14 protein-coding genes are annotated in these 14004 nt (G+C 62.6%); 7 read left to right on the top strand and 7 right to left on the bottom strand.

Features of this window, described 5'->3' with window-relative positions; all coding sequences use genetic code 11:
- The first annotated feature begins 27 nt into the window (after window positions 1-27).
- The 3 genes from deoC (at window position 28) to ACR9Y2_RS25935 (ending at window position 3001) form a co-directional block, all read left to right on the top strand.
- A complete protein-coding gene (gene deoC / locus ACR9Y2_RS25945) occupies window positions 28-759 on the top strand; it encodes a deoxyribose-phosphate aldolase (protein WP_435044626.1) in 732 nt (243 codons plus the stop codon).
- 12 nt (window positions 760-771) lie between these two features.
- Complete coding sequence (locus ACR9Y2_RS25940) at window positions 772-1686, top strand: sugar phosphate isomerase/epimerase family protein (RefSeq protein ID WP_435044625.1); 915 nt, start codon at window positions 772-774, stop codon at window positions 1684-1686.
- A 157-nt stretch (window positions 1687-1843) separates the two neighbouring features.
- Window positions 1844-3001: a tetratricopeptide repeat protein gene (locus ACR9Y2_RS25935; RefSeq protein ID WP_435044624.1), complete on the top strand. Its 1158-nt coding sequence runs from the start codon at window positions 1844-1846 to the stop codon at window positions 2999-3001.
- A 155-nt stretch (window positions 3002-3156) separates the two neighbouring features.
- Here the strand turns inward: ACR9Y2_RS25935 and ACR9Y2_RS25930 are convergent, their stop codons facing one another.
- From ACR9Y2_RS25930 to zwf, 5 genes are read right to left on the bottom strand one after another with little or no spacing between them, the layout of a single operon-like run.
- Window positions 3157-4938 carry a M56 family metallopeptidase gene (locus tag ACR9Y2_RS25930; RefSeq protein WP_435044623.1) on the bottom strand — a complete coding sequence of 594 codons (1782 nt, stop codon included), beginning with the start codon at window positions 4936-4938 and terminating at the stop codon, window positions 3157-3159.
- Window positions 4935-5306 carry a BlaI/MecI/CopY family transcriptional regulator gene (locus ACR9Y2_RS25925; RefSeq protein WP_435044622.1) on the bottom strand — a complete coding sequence of 124 codons (372 nt, stop codon included), beginning with the start codon at window positions 5304-5306 and terminating at the stop codon, window positions 4935-4937. Before ACR9Y2_RS25925 ends, ACR9Y2_RS25930 begins: the two co-directional genes overlap by 4 nt.
- A 51-nt stretch (window positions 5307-5357) precedes the next feature.
- Window positions 5358-6059 carry a 6-phosphogluconolactonase gene (gene pgl / locus ACR9Y2_RS25920; RefSeq protein WP_435044621.1) on the bottom strand — a complete coding sequence of 234 codons (702 nt, stop codon included), beginning with the start codon at window positions 6057-6059 and terminating at the stop codon, window positions 5358-5360.
- Complete coding sequence (locus ACR9Y2_RS25915) at window positions 6056-7027, bottom strand: glucose-6-phosphate dehydrogenase assembly protein OpcA (RefSeq protein WP_435044620.1); 972 nt, start codon at window positions 7025-7027, stop codon at window positions 6056-6058. Before ACR9Y2_RS25915 ends, pgl begins: the two co-directional genes overlap by 4 nt.
- Window positions 7027-8556, bottom strand: a complete 1530-nt coding sequence (gene zwf, locus ACR9Y2_RS25910; RefSeq protein WP_435044619.1) for a glucose-6-phosphate dehydrogenase — start codon at window positions 8554-8556, stop codon at window positions 7027-7029. Before zwf ends, ACR9Y2_RS25915 begins: the two co-directional genes overlap by 1 nt.
- 90 nt (window positions 8557-8646) lie before the next feature.
- Between zwf and ACR9Y2_RS25905 the strand changes: the two genes are divergently transcribed.
- A complete protein-coding gene (locus ACR9Y2_RS25905) occupies window positions 8647-9024 on the top strand; it encodes a response regulator (protein ID WP_194450609.1) in 378 nt (125 codons plus the stop codon).
- A 13-nt stretch (window positions 9025-9037) separates the two neighbouring features.
- Here ACR9Y2_RS25905 and trpD read toward each other — a convergent pair whose 3' ends face one another.
- Entirely contained in the window at window positions 9038-10060 is a 1023-nt protein-coding gene (gene trpD / locus ACR9Y2_RS25900) for an anthranilate phosphoribosyltransferase (RefSeq protein WP_435044618.1), read from the bottom strand.
- A 50-nt stretch (window positions 10061-10110) separates the two neighbouring features.
- Here trpD and sucC point away from each other — a divergent pair, with 50 nt between their 5' ends.
- The 3 genes from sucC to ndk are packed head-to-tail and all read left to right on the top strand — an operon-like array spanning window position 10111 to window position 12579.
- A complete protein-coding gene (sucC, locus tag ACR9Y2_RS25895; protein ID WP_435044617.1) occupies window positions 10111-11268 on the top strand; it encodes an ADP-forming succinate--CoA ligase subunit beta in 1158 nt (385 codons plus the stop codon).
- A gap of 15 nt (window positions 11269-11283) precedes the next feature.
- Window positions 11284-12159 carry a succinate--CoA ligase subunit alpha gene (sucD, locus tag ACR9Y2_RS25890; RefSeq protein WP_435044616.1) on the top strand — a complete coding sequence of 292 codons (876 nt, stop codon included), beginning with the start codon at window positions 11284-11286 and terminating at the stop codon, window positions 12157-12159.
- A gap of 6 nt (window positions 12160-12165) precedes the next feature.
- Entirely contained in the window at window positions 12166-12579 is a 414-nt protein-coding gene (gene ndk / locus ACR9Y2_RS25885; protein WP_435044615.1) for a nucleoside-diphosphate kinase, read from the top strand.
- Between the two features lie 58 nt (window positions 12580-12637).
- Here the strand turns inward: ndk and ACR9Y2_RS25880 are convergent, their stop codons facing one another.
- Window positions 12638-13966 carry a Gfo/Idh/MocA family protein gene (locus ACR9Y2_RS25880; protein ID WP_435044614.1) on the bottom strand — a complete coding sequence of 443 codons (1329 nt, stop codon included), beginning with the start codon at window positions 13964-13966 and terminating at the stop codon, window positions 12638-12640.
- Between the last annotated feature and the right edge of the window lie 38 nt (window positions 13967-14004).

Here is a 14004-nt window from a genome sequence, read left to right as displayed (position 1 = left end):
GGACCTTGCGGTCTGCCCACTATCGCCATGTCACTCGACTACACCTACGAAGACGTCGCGAAGATGATCGACCACTCCCTTCTGAACCCGACCCTTAAGTGGGACGATCTGGAGCACGGCATCAGTCTCGCCCTCGCCTACGACACCGCCAGCGTCTGCATTCTGCCTTATGCGCTGCGCCACTGTGCTGAACGGTTGCGCGGCAGCCGCGTGAAAGCCAGCACCACCATTGGGTTTCCCCACGGCTGTCACTCCACTGCAATCAAGCTTGCGGAGACCCGCCAGGCCCTCGCCGACGGAGGGGAAGAGCTGGACATGGTGGTGAATATCAGCGCCGTGCTGAGCGGCGACTGGGCCTATGCCGCCAACGACATCCAGGCCGTCGTCGAGACCACGCATGCCGCCGGACAGAAGGTGAAGGTCATCTTCGAGAATGCTTACCTGAATGATGAACAGAAGATCCGCTTGTGCGAAATCTGTGCTGAACTGCAGGCTGATTGGGTGAAGACCTCGACCGGGTATGCTCCGTCCGGGGCAACGGACGATGACCTTCGCCTGATGCGCCGTCATTCGCCGGCTGGAGTCCAGGTCAAGGCGGCCGGGGGCATTCGCGATCTGGACGCCCTGCTGCGCGTGCGCGCGCTGGGTGTCACCCGCTGCGGCGCAACCCGCACGGCTTCCATGCTGGAGGACGCCCGTCAACGCCTCGGGTTGCCCGCCATCGATTTTCGAGGCGCCGCGGCGCCCTCAGGTTATTAAGGAGATTACTGAATGCTCAAATTGGGATTCGTCAGCGCGATTCTCGCGGACCAGACGCTCACCGAGGTGCTGGAATTCGCCGCTGAGAGCGGATTCGATTGTGTGGAGCTGATGTGCTGGCCCAAGGGGAAAGCGGAGCGCCGCTACGCCGGGGTGACCCACATCGACGTCGTCGACATGAAGAAGGCCGACGCCGCCCGTATTAAGGAAGAGTGCGCCGAGGCAGGGGTCTCCATCAGCGGACTGGGCTACTACCCCAACCCGCTCACTGCGAATCTGGCCGAAGCCAAGGTGTATACAGACCACCTCAAGAAGGTGATCAAGGCGGCCGCGCTGCTGGGGGTGCCGGTGGTCAATACCTTCATTGGCCGCGACCACGTGAAGAGTGTCGATGAGAACTGGCCCCGTTTCCTGAAGACCTGGAAGCCGCTGATTGCCCTGGCCGAGGCCAACGGCGTGAAGATTGCGATTGAGAACTGCCCCATGTCGTTCACGCGTGACGAATGGCCCGGGGGCAAGAACCTCGCCACCTCTCCGGCGATCTGGCGCCGCATGTTCAACGACATCCCATCGGACAATTTTGGCCTAAATTTCGACCCGTCCCATTTCGTATGGCAGGGTATGGATTATGTCGGAGTGCTGCGCGAATTTAAGGCGAAGCTGTTCCATTTTCATGCCAAGGACGCCCGGCTCGACCAGGACCGCCTGAACGAAGTGGGTCTGCTGGCGTATCCGAACCAGTACCATACGCCGAAACTGCCGGGGCTGGGCGACGTGAACTGGAGCAAGTTATTCTCTGTGTTAACAGAGGTTTACGACGGTCCGGTATGTATTGAAGTGGAAGACCGGGCCTACGAGGGTAACCTCGAGCTGCGGCAGGCCGCCCTGTTGCAGAGTGGTGGTTACCTCGCGCAATTCCTTCCATAGTCCTCGTGGCCGGGCAACTTCCGTCCCGGCCGCCGCATCTGAAATAAGTAACAGCGGCGGCGGCCGGAACTCTACGAATTCGTCTGGCAACGCGGAATCGCGTTGTAGTAACCTTATGTTTGGATAGGTACGATTCAGAGTTGGAGGTCTCTTTCTTATGTTGCGCAAGCTCCGCAAAGCGGCCCTGACGGCGGCCACATGCCTCGTCATGGCAGGTTTGGCCTTTGGCCAGATGGGCACATTTACTGGCAAAGTTATCGGTGAGGACGGCAAAGGCATTCAAGGCGCCGTCATCAAGATCGAACGCAAGGACATCAAGGGGAATTGGAACACCAAGACCAACAAGAAGGGCGAATGGACCTATAGTGGCATGCCAGTGCCCGGTCAGTTCGTGATCAATTGCGAAATCAATGGTCAGGTGGTGGATGCGGTGAACGGAATCCGCAGCCAGATGGGCGAACCCCAGGAAGTCATCTTCGATCTCCGCAAGATGGCCGCCCAGCGCCAGGCTGCTCAGAAGGCTGCCGAAACCGGTCAGATCAGCCAGGAACTGGCGAAGGAAATGACCCCCGAGCAGAAGGCCGCCTATGAGAAGCAGTTGAAAGAGCGCTCCGCTCAGATGCAGAAGAACAAAGCACTGAACGACGCTTACAATGCCGGCATGACTGCCAAGGAAGCGAAGGATTACCCCACCGCCATCGAATCGTTCAAGAAGGCTGGTGAACTGGATCCGAAGCAATCCGCGGTCTGGATTCAATTGGCGGCGACCCATGACCTGCTGGCGAAGACCCAGTCGGGCGCCGACAAGGAAGCCTCGCTGAACAGTGCCGCCGAGAACTACCTCAAGGCCCTGGAACTGCAACCCGCCGACGCGGGCCTGCACAACAACTACGGCTTGGTGCTCGCGGCCCAGAAGAAGATTCCGGAAGCCAAGGCTGAACTGGAAAAGGCTGTCTCCCTCGAACCCGCGGGCGGCGGCAAGTACATGTTCAACCTGGGCGCGGTGCTGATCAACACCGGCCAGACCGATCCTGCCGTCGAAGCTTTCCGCAAAGCCACCGAGCTGGATCCGAAGTATGCTCCGGCCTGGTTCCAGTTTTGCAGCGCGTTGAGCGGCAAGATGACCCTGCAGGGTGACAAGCCCGTTGCGCCGGCCGGCATGAAGGAAGCCTGCGAGAAATATCTCGAGCTCGACCCGACCGGGCCGAACGTCGAGGCCGCCAAAGGCCTGCTTCAACTGGTGGGTGGAACGATCGAAACCAACTTCGTGAATCCGGACGCCAAGAAGGGCGGCAAGAAGGCTCCGAAGAAGTAGTCCTGTCCTGGTTTAGACTGTCAACCGCGCTCCGGACATGCGCCGGAGCGCGGTTTTCCATTGAACCTGCCTATCCAAACCGCCTATCCGACTGAACACAAAAAGGCCGGGCCCATTACGGAGCCCGGCCATTTTTACGTCTGTTGCTGCGTTCCCTAGACCCCGCCTTTGATCGAACGGCGCTTGCCTTTCGGATCAAAGGTGACCATCAGGCCCTCCTGGTATCTCCAGGTCTCGCCGTCGGGCTGCACGTCAACCTGGTCCGGGGGACCGTGCTGGATGTAGTACTTGCCACGGTCCGTATCCGACCCGCGCCGGCCTGCTTCCTTGAACTTCTGGTTCGCGAATTCGATACGGCGCTCCCGTTCGGCGGCTGCGGCTTCGGCCTGGCGTTTGGCCTGGTCCATTTCGACCATGGACATGGCCCGCTCGTGTTTAGCGGCCTGGGCGGCCATCTCGGCCTCGTGCTTGGTCTTGGCCATCTCATGCAGAAGTTGTTGGTTCAGGCGGGCCGCTTCCTCGGCTTCGTGTTTGTTCTGCAGACGCATTTCAGAGGCGGCTTCGTGTTCCAGCTTGTCCCGCTGCATCTGGAGTTTTGCCTGTTCCGACTCCATCGATGCGCTGGCGGCGGACTGTCGGCTCAACTGGGCCTGCAGCCGTGCGCGCTGCTCTTCGAGCCTGGCGATGTTGGCCTGGACCTGGGCCAGTTGTTCCTGCAACTCCGCCTGATCCTGGGCGTCTTCGCCAGCGACGACTCCGCCCGGAATCCCGCCCTCGATTCCGCCCGGGATTCCGCCCACTACCCCGGCGATCACGGCCGGAGGCGGCGGAGGAGGGGGCGGAGGAGGTGGAGGAGGGGCTGGGGCCGCGCCGGGTTCCGGTGCCTCGGGAACGGGCGGCGGGGGAGGCGGAGGCGGAGGTTGCTTCCGGTTCTTCGCCGCTGCCGGCGGCGGCGGAGCAGGTGGAGCCGGCGGGGCCGGTGGCGCGAGTTGAGCCCAGACCAGCCCGCCGCATAAGACGAGCGCGACAGCCGGCCAGGCCGGGGATATTCCGTTCTTTCGTTCTTCCATGCCAAGTAGTCTCCCGATTCGATCTTTCAGTCCGGTGCCAGTGGCGGCCATGGCAAACTCAATTCGCGATTCCTCCAACCGCAGCAAAGCGGTGGAATACAGCAGGCGGTCGCCGCACGCCTCGACGGCCGCCTCGTCACAACACATCTCGCGTTCCAGCCGCGCCCGGCCCGATACCCACCACACGGCTGGATGGTAGAAGAGCAGGCTCTCCACCACGGTCTGCAGCAGGTTGACCAGATAGTCGCGGCGCCGGACATGCGCTAACTCGTGCGCTATCAGCGCTTCCAGATGTTCCGGAGCCATGTGGGCCAGGGCGCAGACGGGCAGCAGAAGCACGGGCTTCCACCAGCCGAAAACCTGGGGGACCAGGACGGTGGAGGAGGCGAAGGCGCGGACCATGCCGGGTATGGCCATGCGAACACGGAGGCGCTCCACCTGGGCCAGCCAGTGGGGGTCCAGCGGCAACTGGCGCGCCTTGGTTTGGCGCAGCGCCCACCACCATCCGCCGGCCGCGCGCAACAGCAGCAGGCAAGCTCCCATACACCAGGCAGCCGTCAAATTGGGCAGCCATGCGTCCAGGAAACCGGCCAACTGTTCCCACATGCTGGGTGGCGGCAACGGGGCGTCGATGCTGATCTTTGCTGTCCCCTCCAGGACCAGTGGGGTAACGGCCGGGCCGGAGAGGCGGACCGCGAAGGTGAGGGCCGGAGCCGCGATCATCGCCACAAGAGCCGCACAGCACAGGAGATAGCGGGTCTCGGGACGGCGCAGCCTGGTGAGAATGACGGCCGCCGCCAGGCCGATGGCGGTGCCTTGCCAGAGGAAGTGAATGAGAGCCCAACCGAGGGCGTCCCGGTAGATCATACGGCCCCTCCGCGATAGGAATCCAACATCCTGCGAATCTCGTCCAGTTCTTCCTGAGACGCGGGCCGGGTGGAAAGGGCGCGCATGACGAGCTCCGCGGCACTGCCGCCGAAAGCACGGTCGACAAGGTCGCCCACAAGCTGGCCCTGGGTGGTCTCGCGTGGCAGCGCGGCGCGGTAGACATGGGCGCGGGCAGATTCCTCCCGCGCCACAAGTCCTTTTTCCGACATGATTTGGAGGAGTTTCAGGACGGTGGTATAGCCGGTGGGCTTGCGGGCCTCCAGCACTTCATGAACCTGCCTGACGGTACTCGGGCCCTGCTCCCAGAGCACTCCGAGGATCTCTAATTCCGCTGACGTTGGTCTCACATCCCGACGTTATACGAAGTCCTTCGTACTGTCAACGAAGAACTTCGTACATTACGCAAGATGTTGCACGGCGGCGGCGTCGCTGAACCATTCAGCGTCGCGCAGAAGCTGAGAGGGGACGCCCAGCGGATTGGCGGGACCTTGCAAGGCAGACTGGACGGCTGTGGCTTTGTCGGCCCCACTGGAAAGGACGTAGAGGGTCTGGGCCGCCAGAATCGGCTTGGGCAGAAGCGTGACGCGCCACTGGTTCTTCTTGGCAACCCACAGGGCGGCGACGAGTCCGGTGCGGTCAGCCAGCATTGGTTCGCCTGGAAAGAGGGATGCGGTGTGGCCATCGTCGCCCACGCCGCATTGGACTACATCGAAAAGCGGCTCGGCGCCCAATATGGCTTCGATTTCGCTGCGATAGAGCGCTGCCGCCGAATTGGCTTCGATTTCGCCGTGAATCCGATGCACCTGACTCTCAGGCAGTTGGCCCGGAATGATCAGGTTCTCGCGGGTCATGCGGTAGTTGCTCTGTTCGTCATCGGGCGGAACGATGCGCTCATCCACCCAGAAGAGGTGGATTCTCGACCAATCGAGGGCCAGCGAGCACATCTCCCGGAACATGAGCTTGGGAGTGCTGCCGCCTGAAACAGCAAGCGTAGCAATGCCGCGGGCAGCGATGGCTTCGTTCAGGCGATCAGCGATAGCCCGGGCGCAGCCTTCCGCCGCGCCCTGGGCATCACTGAAGACGTGGATGCGGTCGGTCATCCGCGCACGACCTCCGGCAGGGTCGCCAGCGCGTCCTGAAACAGGGGATCGCGTCCGAAGACGTTCAATTCCTCGTGAAGCAGCATGGAGTCCGTATGCAGCGGGAAGACCGCGGTGGAACCCATGCGGCCGGCTTCAATGCTGAGCGAGGTCCGTCCCGTGCGGCGCAGGGAAACCACCTGGCTGCCGCCCTGCAGGCGGACGGCCCGGATGCGCCCCATACCGGCGGGGGGACATTCCTCGTCTTCGCAGCGCAACGGGACGTCGGAGCCAGATACGCGCTTCAGCCAGGCGGCCAGGTAACCGGCGGCCGTGGAGATGCCTTTGCCAGCGTAAGTGACCTCGCACCATTCCATGGGTTCCCCGCGCCGCAGCACCTGCGCGATGGTCTCGCGCCAGCGCGTGATGCGGGCCCAGGTGAGGTCAGCGAGGGTCCAGGTGCCGCCGGAGAGCTTTTTGAGGCACTCGAGAGCCTTGACGGCGTCACGCTGGGAGGAACTATCCACCATGACTTTGCCGGCGAGGCGCAGGACGGGGCGTAATTCTTCGAGCGATGCCAGCGAGAGATCCCGGCACCAGAGAGCGACGGGCAAGTCAGCCACCATGAGGCCGAAGATTATGGGCGGGACGGCGGACAGATTGTCGCGGGTTGCCGAAATGTCGATCTGCTCGCAGCAGATCTGCTGGCGGCGGCCGAAGGGCATCCAGCACTGGAGCGTGGTACGGGCCTCCACCGGCGCGTTCCCTTCCCCGACACGGATCACGATGGTCCGGTTGGGATGCTCGTGCATGATCTCGGCCAGCGTTTCGCCCAGAACCTGCGGATCCTCTTCCGCCCGGACGACGACCAGCAAGGTCATGGCACAGGCCCGGAGTACGCCCGAGCCTTCTGACTTGCCGATGGATCGCCAGCTATTGTCCAGCTCCTTGAGGAGCTGGCCCGCGTCGATAACTGATGGATCGGCCATTACGGAACCCTCCAGACATGGCCGCGGGCGGCCAGCATGTCGTCTGCCGCAGCCGGGCCCCAGGTCCCCGCGGCGTAGTTTGGAAACTCGAACTTCGTCTCGTTCCAGACGTTGAGAATGGGCTGGACGACGTTCCAACTGGCTTCGACCATGTCGAGGCGGGTATACAGGGTGGCGTCGCCTTCGAGGGCGTCCAGCAGCAGTGTTTCGTAGGCCGTGGGCGTGCGGGTGCCAAAGCTGGTGCCGTAGTTGAAGTCCATCGTGACGGGACGCAGCTTCATGCCCGCGCCCGGCAGTTTCGAAAAGAAGCGCAGGGAGATGCCCTCTTCCGGCTGGATGCGGACCACCAGCAGGTTGGGCCACTGCTGGCCGGTCTCGCCTTCGAAAATCGACAGGGGCGCCTGGTTGAACTGGATGGCGATGTCGGTAACGCGCTTGGGCAGGCGCTTGCCGGTGCGGATGTAGAACGGAACCCCGGCCCAGCGCCAGTTCTCCACCGTCGCGGTGATGGCCGCGAAGGTATCGGTCTGCGCTTCGGGATCGACGCCGTGCTCCTGGCGGAAGCCGGGCACATCGGCGCCGCCGATTTTCGAGGGACCGTACTGGCCCTTCACGGCATGGGTAGCCACTTCTTCGGGCTTGAGGGTCCGGATGGACCGCAGGAGTTTGGCGCGCTCGTCACGGACGGCGTTGGGTTCGTAGCTGGCGGGCGGCTCCATCGAGATGGTGGCCATCACCTGGAGCAGGTGATTCTGGATCATGTCGCGGAGCGCGCCGGCTTCCTGGTAGTAAGCTCCGCGGCCTTCGACGCCAATGGATTCGGCCGCGGTGATCTGCACGTGGTTCACGTAGCGGCGGTTCCAGAGGGGTTCGAAGATGCCATTGCCGAAGCGGAACGCCAGGATGTTCTGGACGGTTTCCTTGCCCAGGTAGTGGTCGATGCGATAGATCGCATTCTCCGGAAAGACAGCCTGGAGGTTGGTGTTGAGTTCAGCCGCGCTGGCGGTGTCGTGGCCAAACGGTTTTTCAACGATGAGCCGGCGCCAGGCGCCAGGGGTGGAAGGGTTTTGCAGGCCGGCCGCACCCAGGCCGGCGGCGGCGGCGGAATAGTAGCTGGGCTGCGTCGACAGGTAGAAGAGCACGTTGCCGCCGGTCTGGCGGCTGACTTCGATCTCCTTGAGCCTGGCGTCCAGGGCGGTGTACATGGCGGCGTCTGCGAGGTCGCCGCTGACATAGAAAAGGCCCTTCGCGAAGTTGGTCCAAAGATCTGCGTCGAAAGGGCTGTCTTCCAGGAAGTGTTCCACGCTTTCGCGCATTTTTTCGCGGAACTGATCGTCGGTCATCTCGGTCCTGGAGATGCCGATGATTGCGAATCCAGCGGGCAGACGACGTTCGTAAGCCAGCCTGTAGAGGGCGGGCAACAGCTTTCGTTTGGTGAGGTCGCCGTTCGCGCCGAAGATGACAATAGCCGAAGGAGAAACCGGCTTTTCGTAGCGAAGCGGGTCCTCGAGAGGATAGGTCCCAGCCATGCGCCTACATTAGCATGAGCAGGGGGGGCGCTTGCCCGCAGCCCCCATTGCAGCTAAAATCAAATTTCCTGCCGTCTGTTTTGAATTCCCATGCCCAAGTCCACCAAGATACTCGCGGTCGTTGACGACCTCTTCTTCGTCGTGAAGATCAACGACGCCGCCAAACGCGCCGGCCTGACCTGTGAATTTCTCAAGTCAGAGAAAGACGTTCTCGAAAAGAGCGTCGCCGAGCAGCCGCTGCTCGTCATCCTGGACCTCAATGCGCACTCGGTGAACGCAGTCTCCGTGATTACCAACTTCAAGGCGATTGAGGATCTGAAGCGCGTGTCGCTGATTGGGTTTGTTTCGCACGTACAGGGGGAGTTGAAGCAACAGGCACAGGATGCAGGCGCCAACATGGTGCTGGCGCGTTCTGCCTTCTCGACCAATCTCCCACAGATCCTGAAGCGTCACACGGGCTCAATGTAAGCGCGGGCGCGCGTTACGCGCCCTGACTGAACTCCGCCACCTGCCGCAGCTTCGTAAGCGCCGCGCCGGAATCAATAGCCGCGACGGCGATTTCCATGCCCTCCTGGAAGGACTGAGCCTTGCCGGCTGCCCTCAGCGCCACACTGGCATTCACCAGGACAATATCGCGATAGGCGCCTGGCGTACCGCTCAGCACAGCCACGGCGATGTCGCGATTGGTGGCGATGTCTCCACCCTTCAACTGTTCGATGGTCGCCCGTGGCACACCGAACTCCTCGGGCGTGATTTCACGGTGATCGATGGCGCCCTTGGTGATGGCCAGCATGTGGGTGGGGGCGGTGGTGGTGACCTCGTCCAGGCCATCAAAGCCATGCACGACATAGCCGCGTTCGAGACCCAATGCGGCGAGCGTGACCGCCATCAGTTCGGCCGCCTGCAGGGAAGGCGCGCCAGCAAGCTGGGCGGTCGCTCCAGCCGGATTGGTGAGCGGGCCCAGCAGATTCATGGCGGTCTTGGTCTTGAGTTCCGCGCGGGCCGGCATGACGTTCCTCATGGCCGGGTGCAGCACCGGGGCGAAGAGGAAGCCGAAGCCGATTTCGCGGATGGAGCGGGCGATGGCGGCCGGATCTGTCAGCATCTTCACGCCCAGCGCCTCGAGAAGATCGGCGCTGCCGCAGAGGGATGACATCGAGCGATTGCCGTGTTTGGCGACGGGCACTCCACAGGCGGCCACGACGATGGCGACGATAGTGGAGACATTGCAGGTGCCGCGATTATCGCCCCCGGTGCCGCAGGTGTCGAGTACGATGCGGTCTGTAATTCCGTGGTCGATCCGCACCGCGCTGTCGCGCATGGCCTGCGCCAAGCCGAGGATCTCATCGGCGGTTTCGCCCTTTACTCGCAGGGCGGCCAGGAAGGCACAAATCTGGGGGGTGGAGGCTTCTCCGGCCAGGATGGCGGACATGGCTGCGCGGGCATCCGCCGCGGGCAGACTTTCCCTGTTCAGGAGGCGGTGCAGGAGGGGCAAAAACGGCATGCTATATTGGATTTCGGGGCTTCTTTCGAGCCTACCACAAGCGGATTCCTATGAAAATACACGAGTACCAAGCCAAGGCGATCTTGGCCAAGTATGGGGTTCCAGTACCGCGCGGACGCATGGCACTCAGCGTGGATGAGGCCAAAGCGATAGCGGTGGAACTCGGCGGCCGGGTGGTCGTCAAAGCACAGATCCACGCGGGCGGACGCGGTAAGGGCGGCGGCGTTAAGCTGGCCGACAACGCGGAGGCCGCGGCTGAAGTGGCCGCCAAGATCCTGGGGATGACGCTGATCACGCACCAGACGGGGCCGGAAGGCCGGCTGGTGAAGTGCCTGCTGGTGGAAGAGACGCTGCCGATCGAGAAGGAACTGTACGTCGGCATCGTCCTGGACCGGGCGCAAGGCAAGCTCGTCATGATGGCCTCTGCCGCTGGCGGCATGGACATCGAGGAAGTTGCCGCGAAGACGCCGGAACTGATCCTGAAGGAAGCCTTTGATCCGGGCGCTGGCCTGATGGGCTGGCAGGCGCGCAAGCTGGCCTTCGGTATCGGCATCCCCGCCGCCAGTGTGGGCGCCGCGGTGAAGACGATGCAGGCCCTGGTCAAGGCGTACGTCGAAACCGATTCGTCCCTGGCTGAAATCAACCCGTTGGTGCTCACTTCCGACGGCCGTGTGGTTGCCCTGGACGCGAAGGTCACCTTCGACGACAACGCCATGTTCCGGCATAAGGATCTGGTTGAACTGCGCGATTTGAACGAAGAGGATCCGCTGGAAGTGGAGGCCTCGAAGTTCGGCCTCAACTACATCAAGCTCGACGGCAGCGTGGGTTGCATGGTGAACGGCGCGGGCCTCGCCATGGCCACGATGGACATCATCAAGTACGCGGGCGGCAGTCCGGCCAACTTCCTGGACGTTGGCGGCGGAGCCAACAAGGAACAGATCAAGAACGCGTTCCGCATCCTGATGGATGACAAAAGCGTGAAGGCCGTGCTGATCAACATCTTCGGCGGCATCCTGCGCTGCGACACGCTGGCCGCGGGTGTGGTGGATGCCTCACGCGAGCTGGGCATGAACCTGCCGCTGGTGATTCGCATGGAAGGCACCAACGTGCAGGAAGGGCGCCTGATCCTGAAGGAGTCCGGCCTGAACTTCACGGTGGCCGACGGCATGAAGGACGCGGCCGAGAAGGTCGTCGCGCTCGCGCAGTAGAAAGGGATCCCAACCATGAGCGTACTGGTCAACAAGAACACGCGCGTGCTCGTGCAGGGCTTCACGGGCAAGGAAGGCACCTTCCACGCCCTGCAGGCGATCGCCTACGGCACCAACATTGTGGGTGGCGTCACGCCCGGCAAGGGCGGCACGACTCACCTGGAGCGGCCCGTCTTCGATACCGTCACGGAAGCAGTGAATGCCACAGGCGCCAACGCCACTGTGATCTTCGTGCCTCCGCCCTTCGCGGCGGAAGCCATTATGGAAGCCGCGGACGCGGGCCTGCCCCTGGTGGTGTGCATCACGGAAGGCATTCCGGCGATGGACATGGTGAAGGCCTGGCAGTATCTGAAAACCAAGCCGGGCACCCGGCTGATTGGTCCCAACTGCCCCGGCATCATTACGCCTGGTGAATGCAAGATCGGCATCATGCCCGGCCACATTCACAAGGCCGGTCCGGTAGGCGTCGTATCGCGCTCGGGCACCCTGACCTATGAAGCCGTGGGCCAATTGTCGGCACTCGGCATCGGCCAGAGCACCTGCATCGGCATCGGCGGCGATCCCATTATCGGCACGACGCATATCGATGCGCTGCGGTTGTTCAATGAGGATCCGGCCACCGAAGCGATTATCATGATCGGCGAAATCGGCGGCAACGCCGAGGAACTCGCCGCCGCGTATGTGAAAGAGTTCGTGAAGAAGCCGGTCATCGGTTTCATCGCGGGCCAGACCGCGCCGCCCGGCCGCCGCATGGGCCACGCCGGCGCAATCATCTCCGGTGGCTCCGGCAAGGCATCCGACAAGATGGCCGCCATGGAAGACGCCGGTATTATCGTATGCCCGACGCCCGCCGATCTCGGCGATCGCGCCAAGGCAGCACTCAAGCTTTAAGGAACTATGGAACGCACATTCGCCATTATCAAGCCGGACGCCGTTGCGGACGGAAACGCGGGCAACATTCTCGCCCTGATCGAAAAGAACGGATTTAAAGTGCTCGCGCTGCGCAAGCAGCACCTGACGCGGCCCATCGCCGAAGGCTTCTACGCCGTCCACAAGGGCAAGGGCTTCTTCGAGGAACTGATCTCTTTCATGACCGAGGGTCCAGTGATCCTGCTGGCTCTGGAGCGTGAGGACGCAGTCGCCAAGTGGCGCGAAGTGATGGGTGCTACGAATCCGGAGAAGGCGGAAGCCGGCACGGTTCGCAAGCTCTACGGCGCGAACATCGGCCGCAATGCGAGCCACGGCTCGGACAGCCAGGAGAACGCGGCCATTGAGCTGGCGTGGTTCTTCCGCGGCTACGAACTGAACTAGTTAGATCGTTTTCAGTTGGAAGTGGGGATGCCTTAGCGGGGCATCCCCATTTTTGTGTCTAGACGTTGGCGGCCGTGGGATGGACCCAGGGCTTGCGGTAGGCCCGCGTCAGCAGCTTATTGGCCTCTTCGTCACCCACTACCCTGCCCTTCACCGGATCCCACTTCAGCGAGCGGCCCAGCTTCATCGACAGGTTCGCCAGGATGCAACTGGCCGTGGAGATGTGGCCCTGTTCGATGTCGGCGACCGGCTTGCCGCGGGAAGCGATGTTTTCGAGCAGGTTCTTCATGTGGCCGCGGATGGCGGGCGCGCAGTGGCGTTCAAGATCCTTCTCGGTGCGGTCTTCGGGATACTGCTCGAACTCGTAGGTGACGTCCTTGTGGATGGGCGTGCCTTGGACGGGCGTAAAATCGTAGCTCATCACGCTGGCTTTGAGAGTGCCCTTGTCGCCGTAGAGGGTGGCAGCCCAGGTGTATTTCGGGTCCGGCGGCTGGCCCCACGTGCGATGGGTCCAGACGATCTTCACATCCGGGTAGTCGAATGTGGCGGTTTGCGTGTCTGAGATGTTCGACTTGCTGGCTTTGTCCATGAGAATGCCGCCTTCGGACGACACGCTGGTGGGCCAGCCGAGATCCATCATCCAACGCACCATGTCGAACATGTGGATGGCCATGTCGCCCACGATGCCGTTGCCGTATTCCATGAAAGCGCGCCAGGAACGCGGGTGGATGAGGCGATTATAAGGGCGCATCGGCGCAGGTCCGGTCCACATCTCGTAGTCGAGATTCTCGGGCGGAGCAATGTCGGGGGCGTCGCCGCGGGCGCGCATCGGGTAGTAGCAGCAGATCTCGACGAGTCCGATCTTGCCGAGCTTGCCGGAGCGCACGATTTCGTCGCGAGCCTCCATGAGATGGGGGGTGGAGCGGCGCTGCGTGCCCACCTGGACCACGCGCTTGTACTTGCGGGCGGCGGCGAGCATCGCTTCGCCTTCCGTGATATCGACGCTGATGGGCTTCTGGACGTAGACATCGACTCCGGACTTCACGGCCTCGATCATGGCGAGGGCGTGCCAGTGATCGGGTGTCGCGATGAGGACGATGTCGAGATCTTTCTCCTTCAACATCTGGCGATAGTCGGCGAAGGTGCGGGGTTTCTTCTTCGACACCTGGCGGGAAGCGACGATGTCTGCGGCTTCGGAAAGCATCTTACGGTCGACATCACAAAGGGAGACGACATCGACGGGTGCCACCTGGATGAGGCGCAGGAGGTCGCACTTGCCATACCAGCCGGTGCCGATCAGGCCTACACGTTTGGGTTTGTCGTCGGCGAAGGCGTTCAGGGCGGCGAGCCCGGCGGTGCCGGTGTGAAGGAAGCTTCGGCGGTTCATTCGGCAATGGCTCCTAGTCGGACAGGGATGAGAGGGAA

Source organism: Paludibaculum fermentans (assembly GCF_051172195.1).
Lineage (GTDB): Bacteria > Acidobacteriota > Terriglobia > Bryobacterales > Bryobacteraceae > Paludibaculum > Paludibaculum fermentans_A.
Note: the sequence above shows the minus strand (reverse complement) of the source record. Positions and strands in the feature narration are given on the sequence as shown.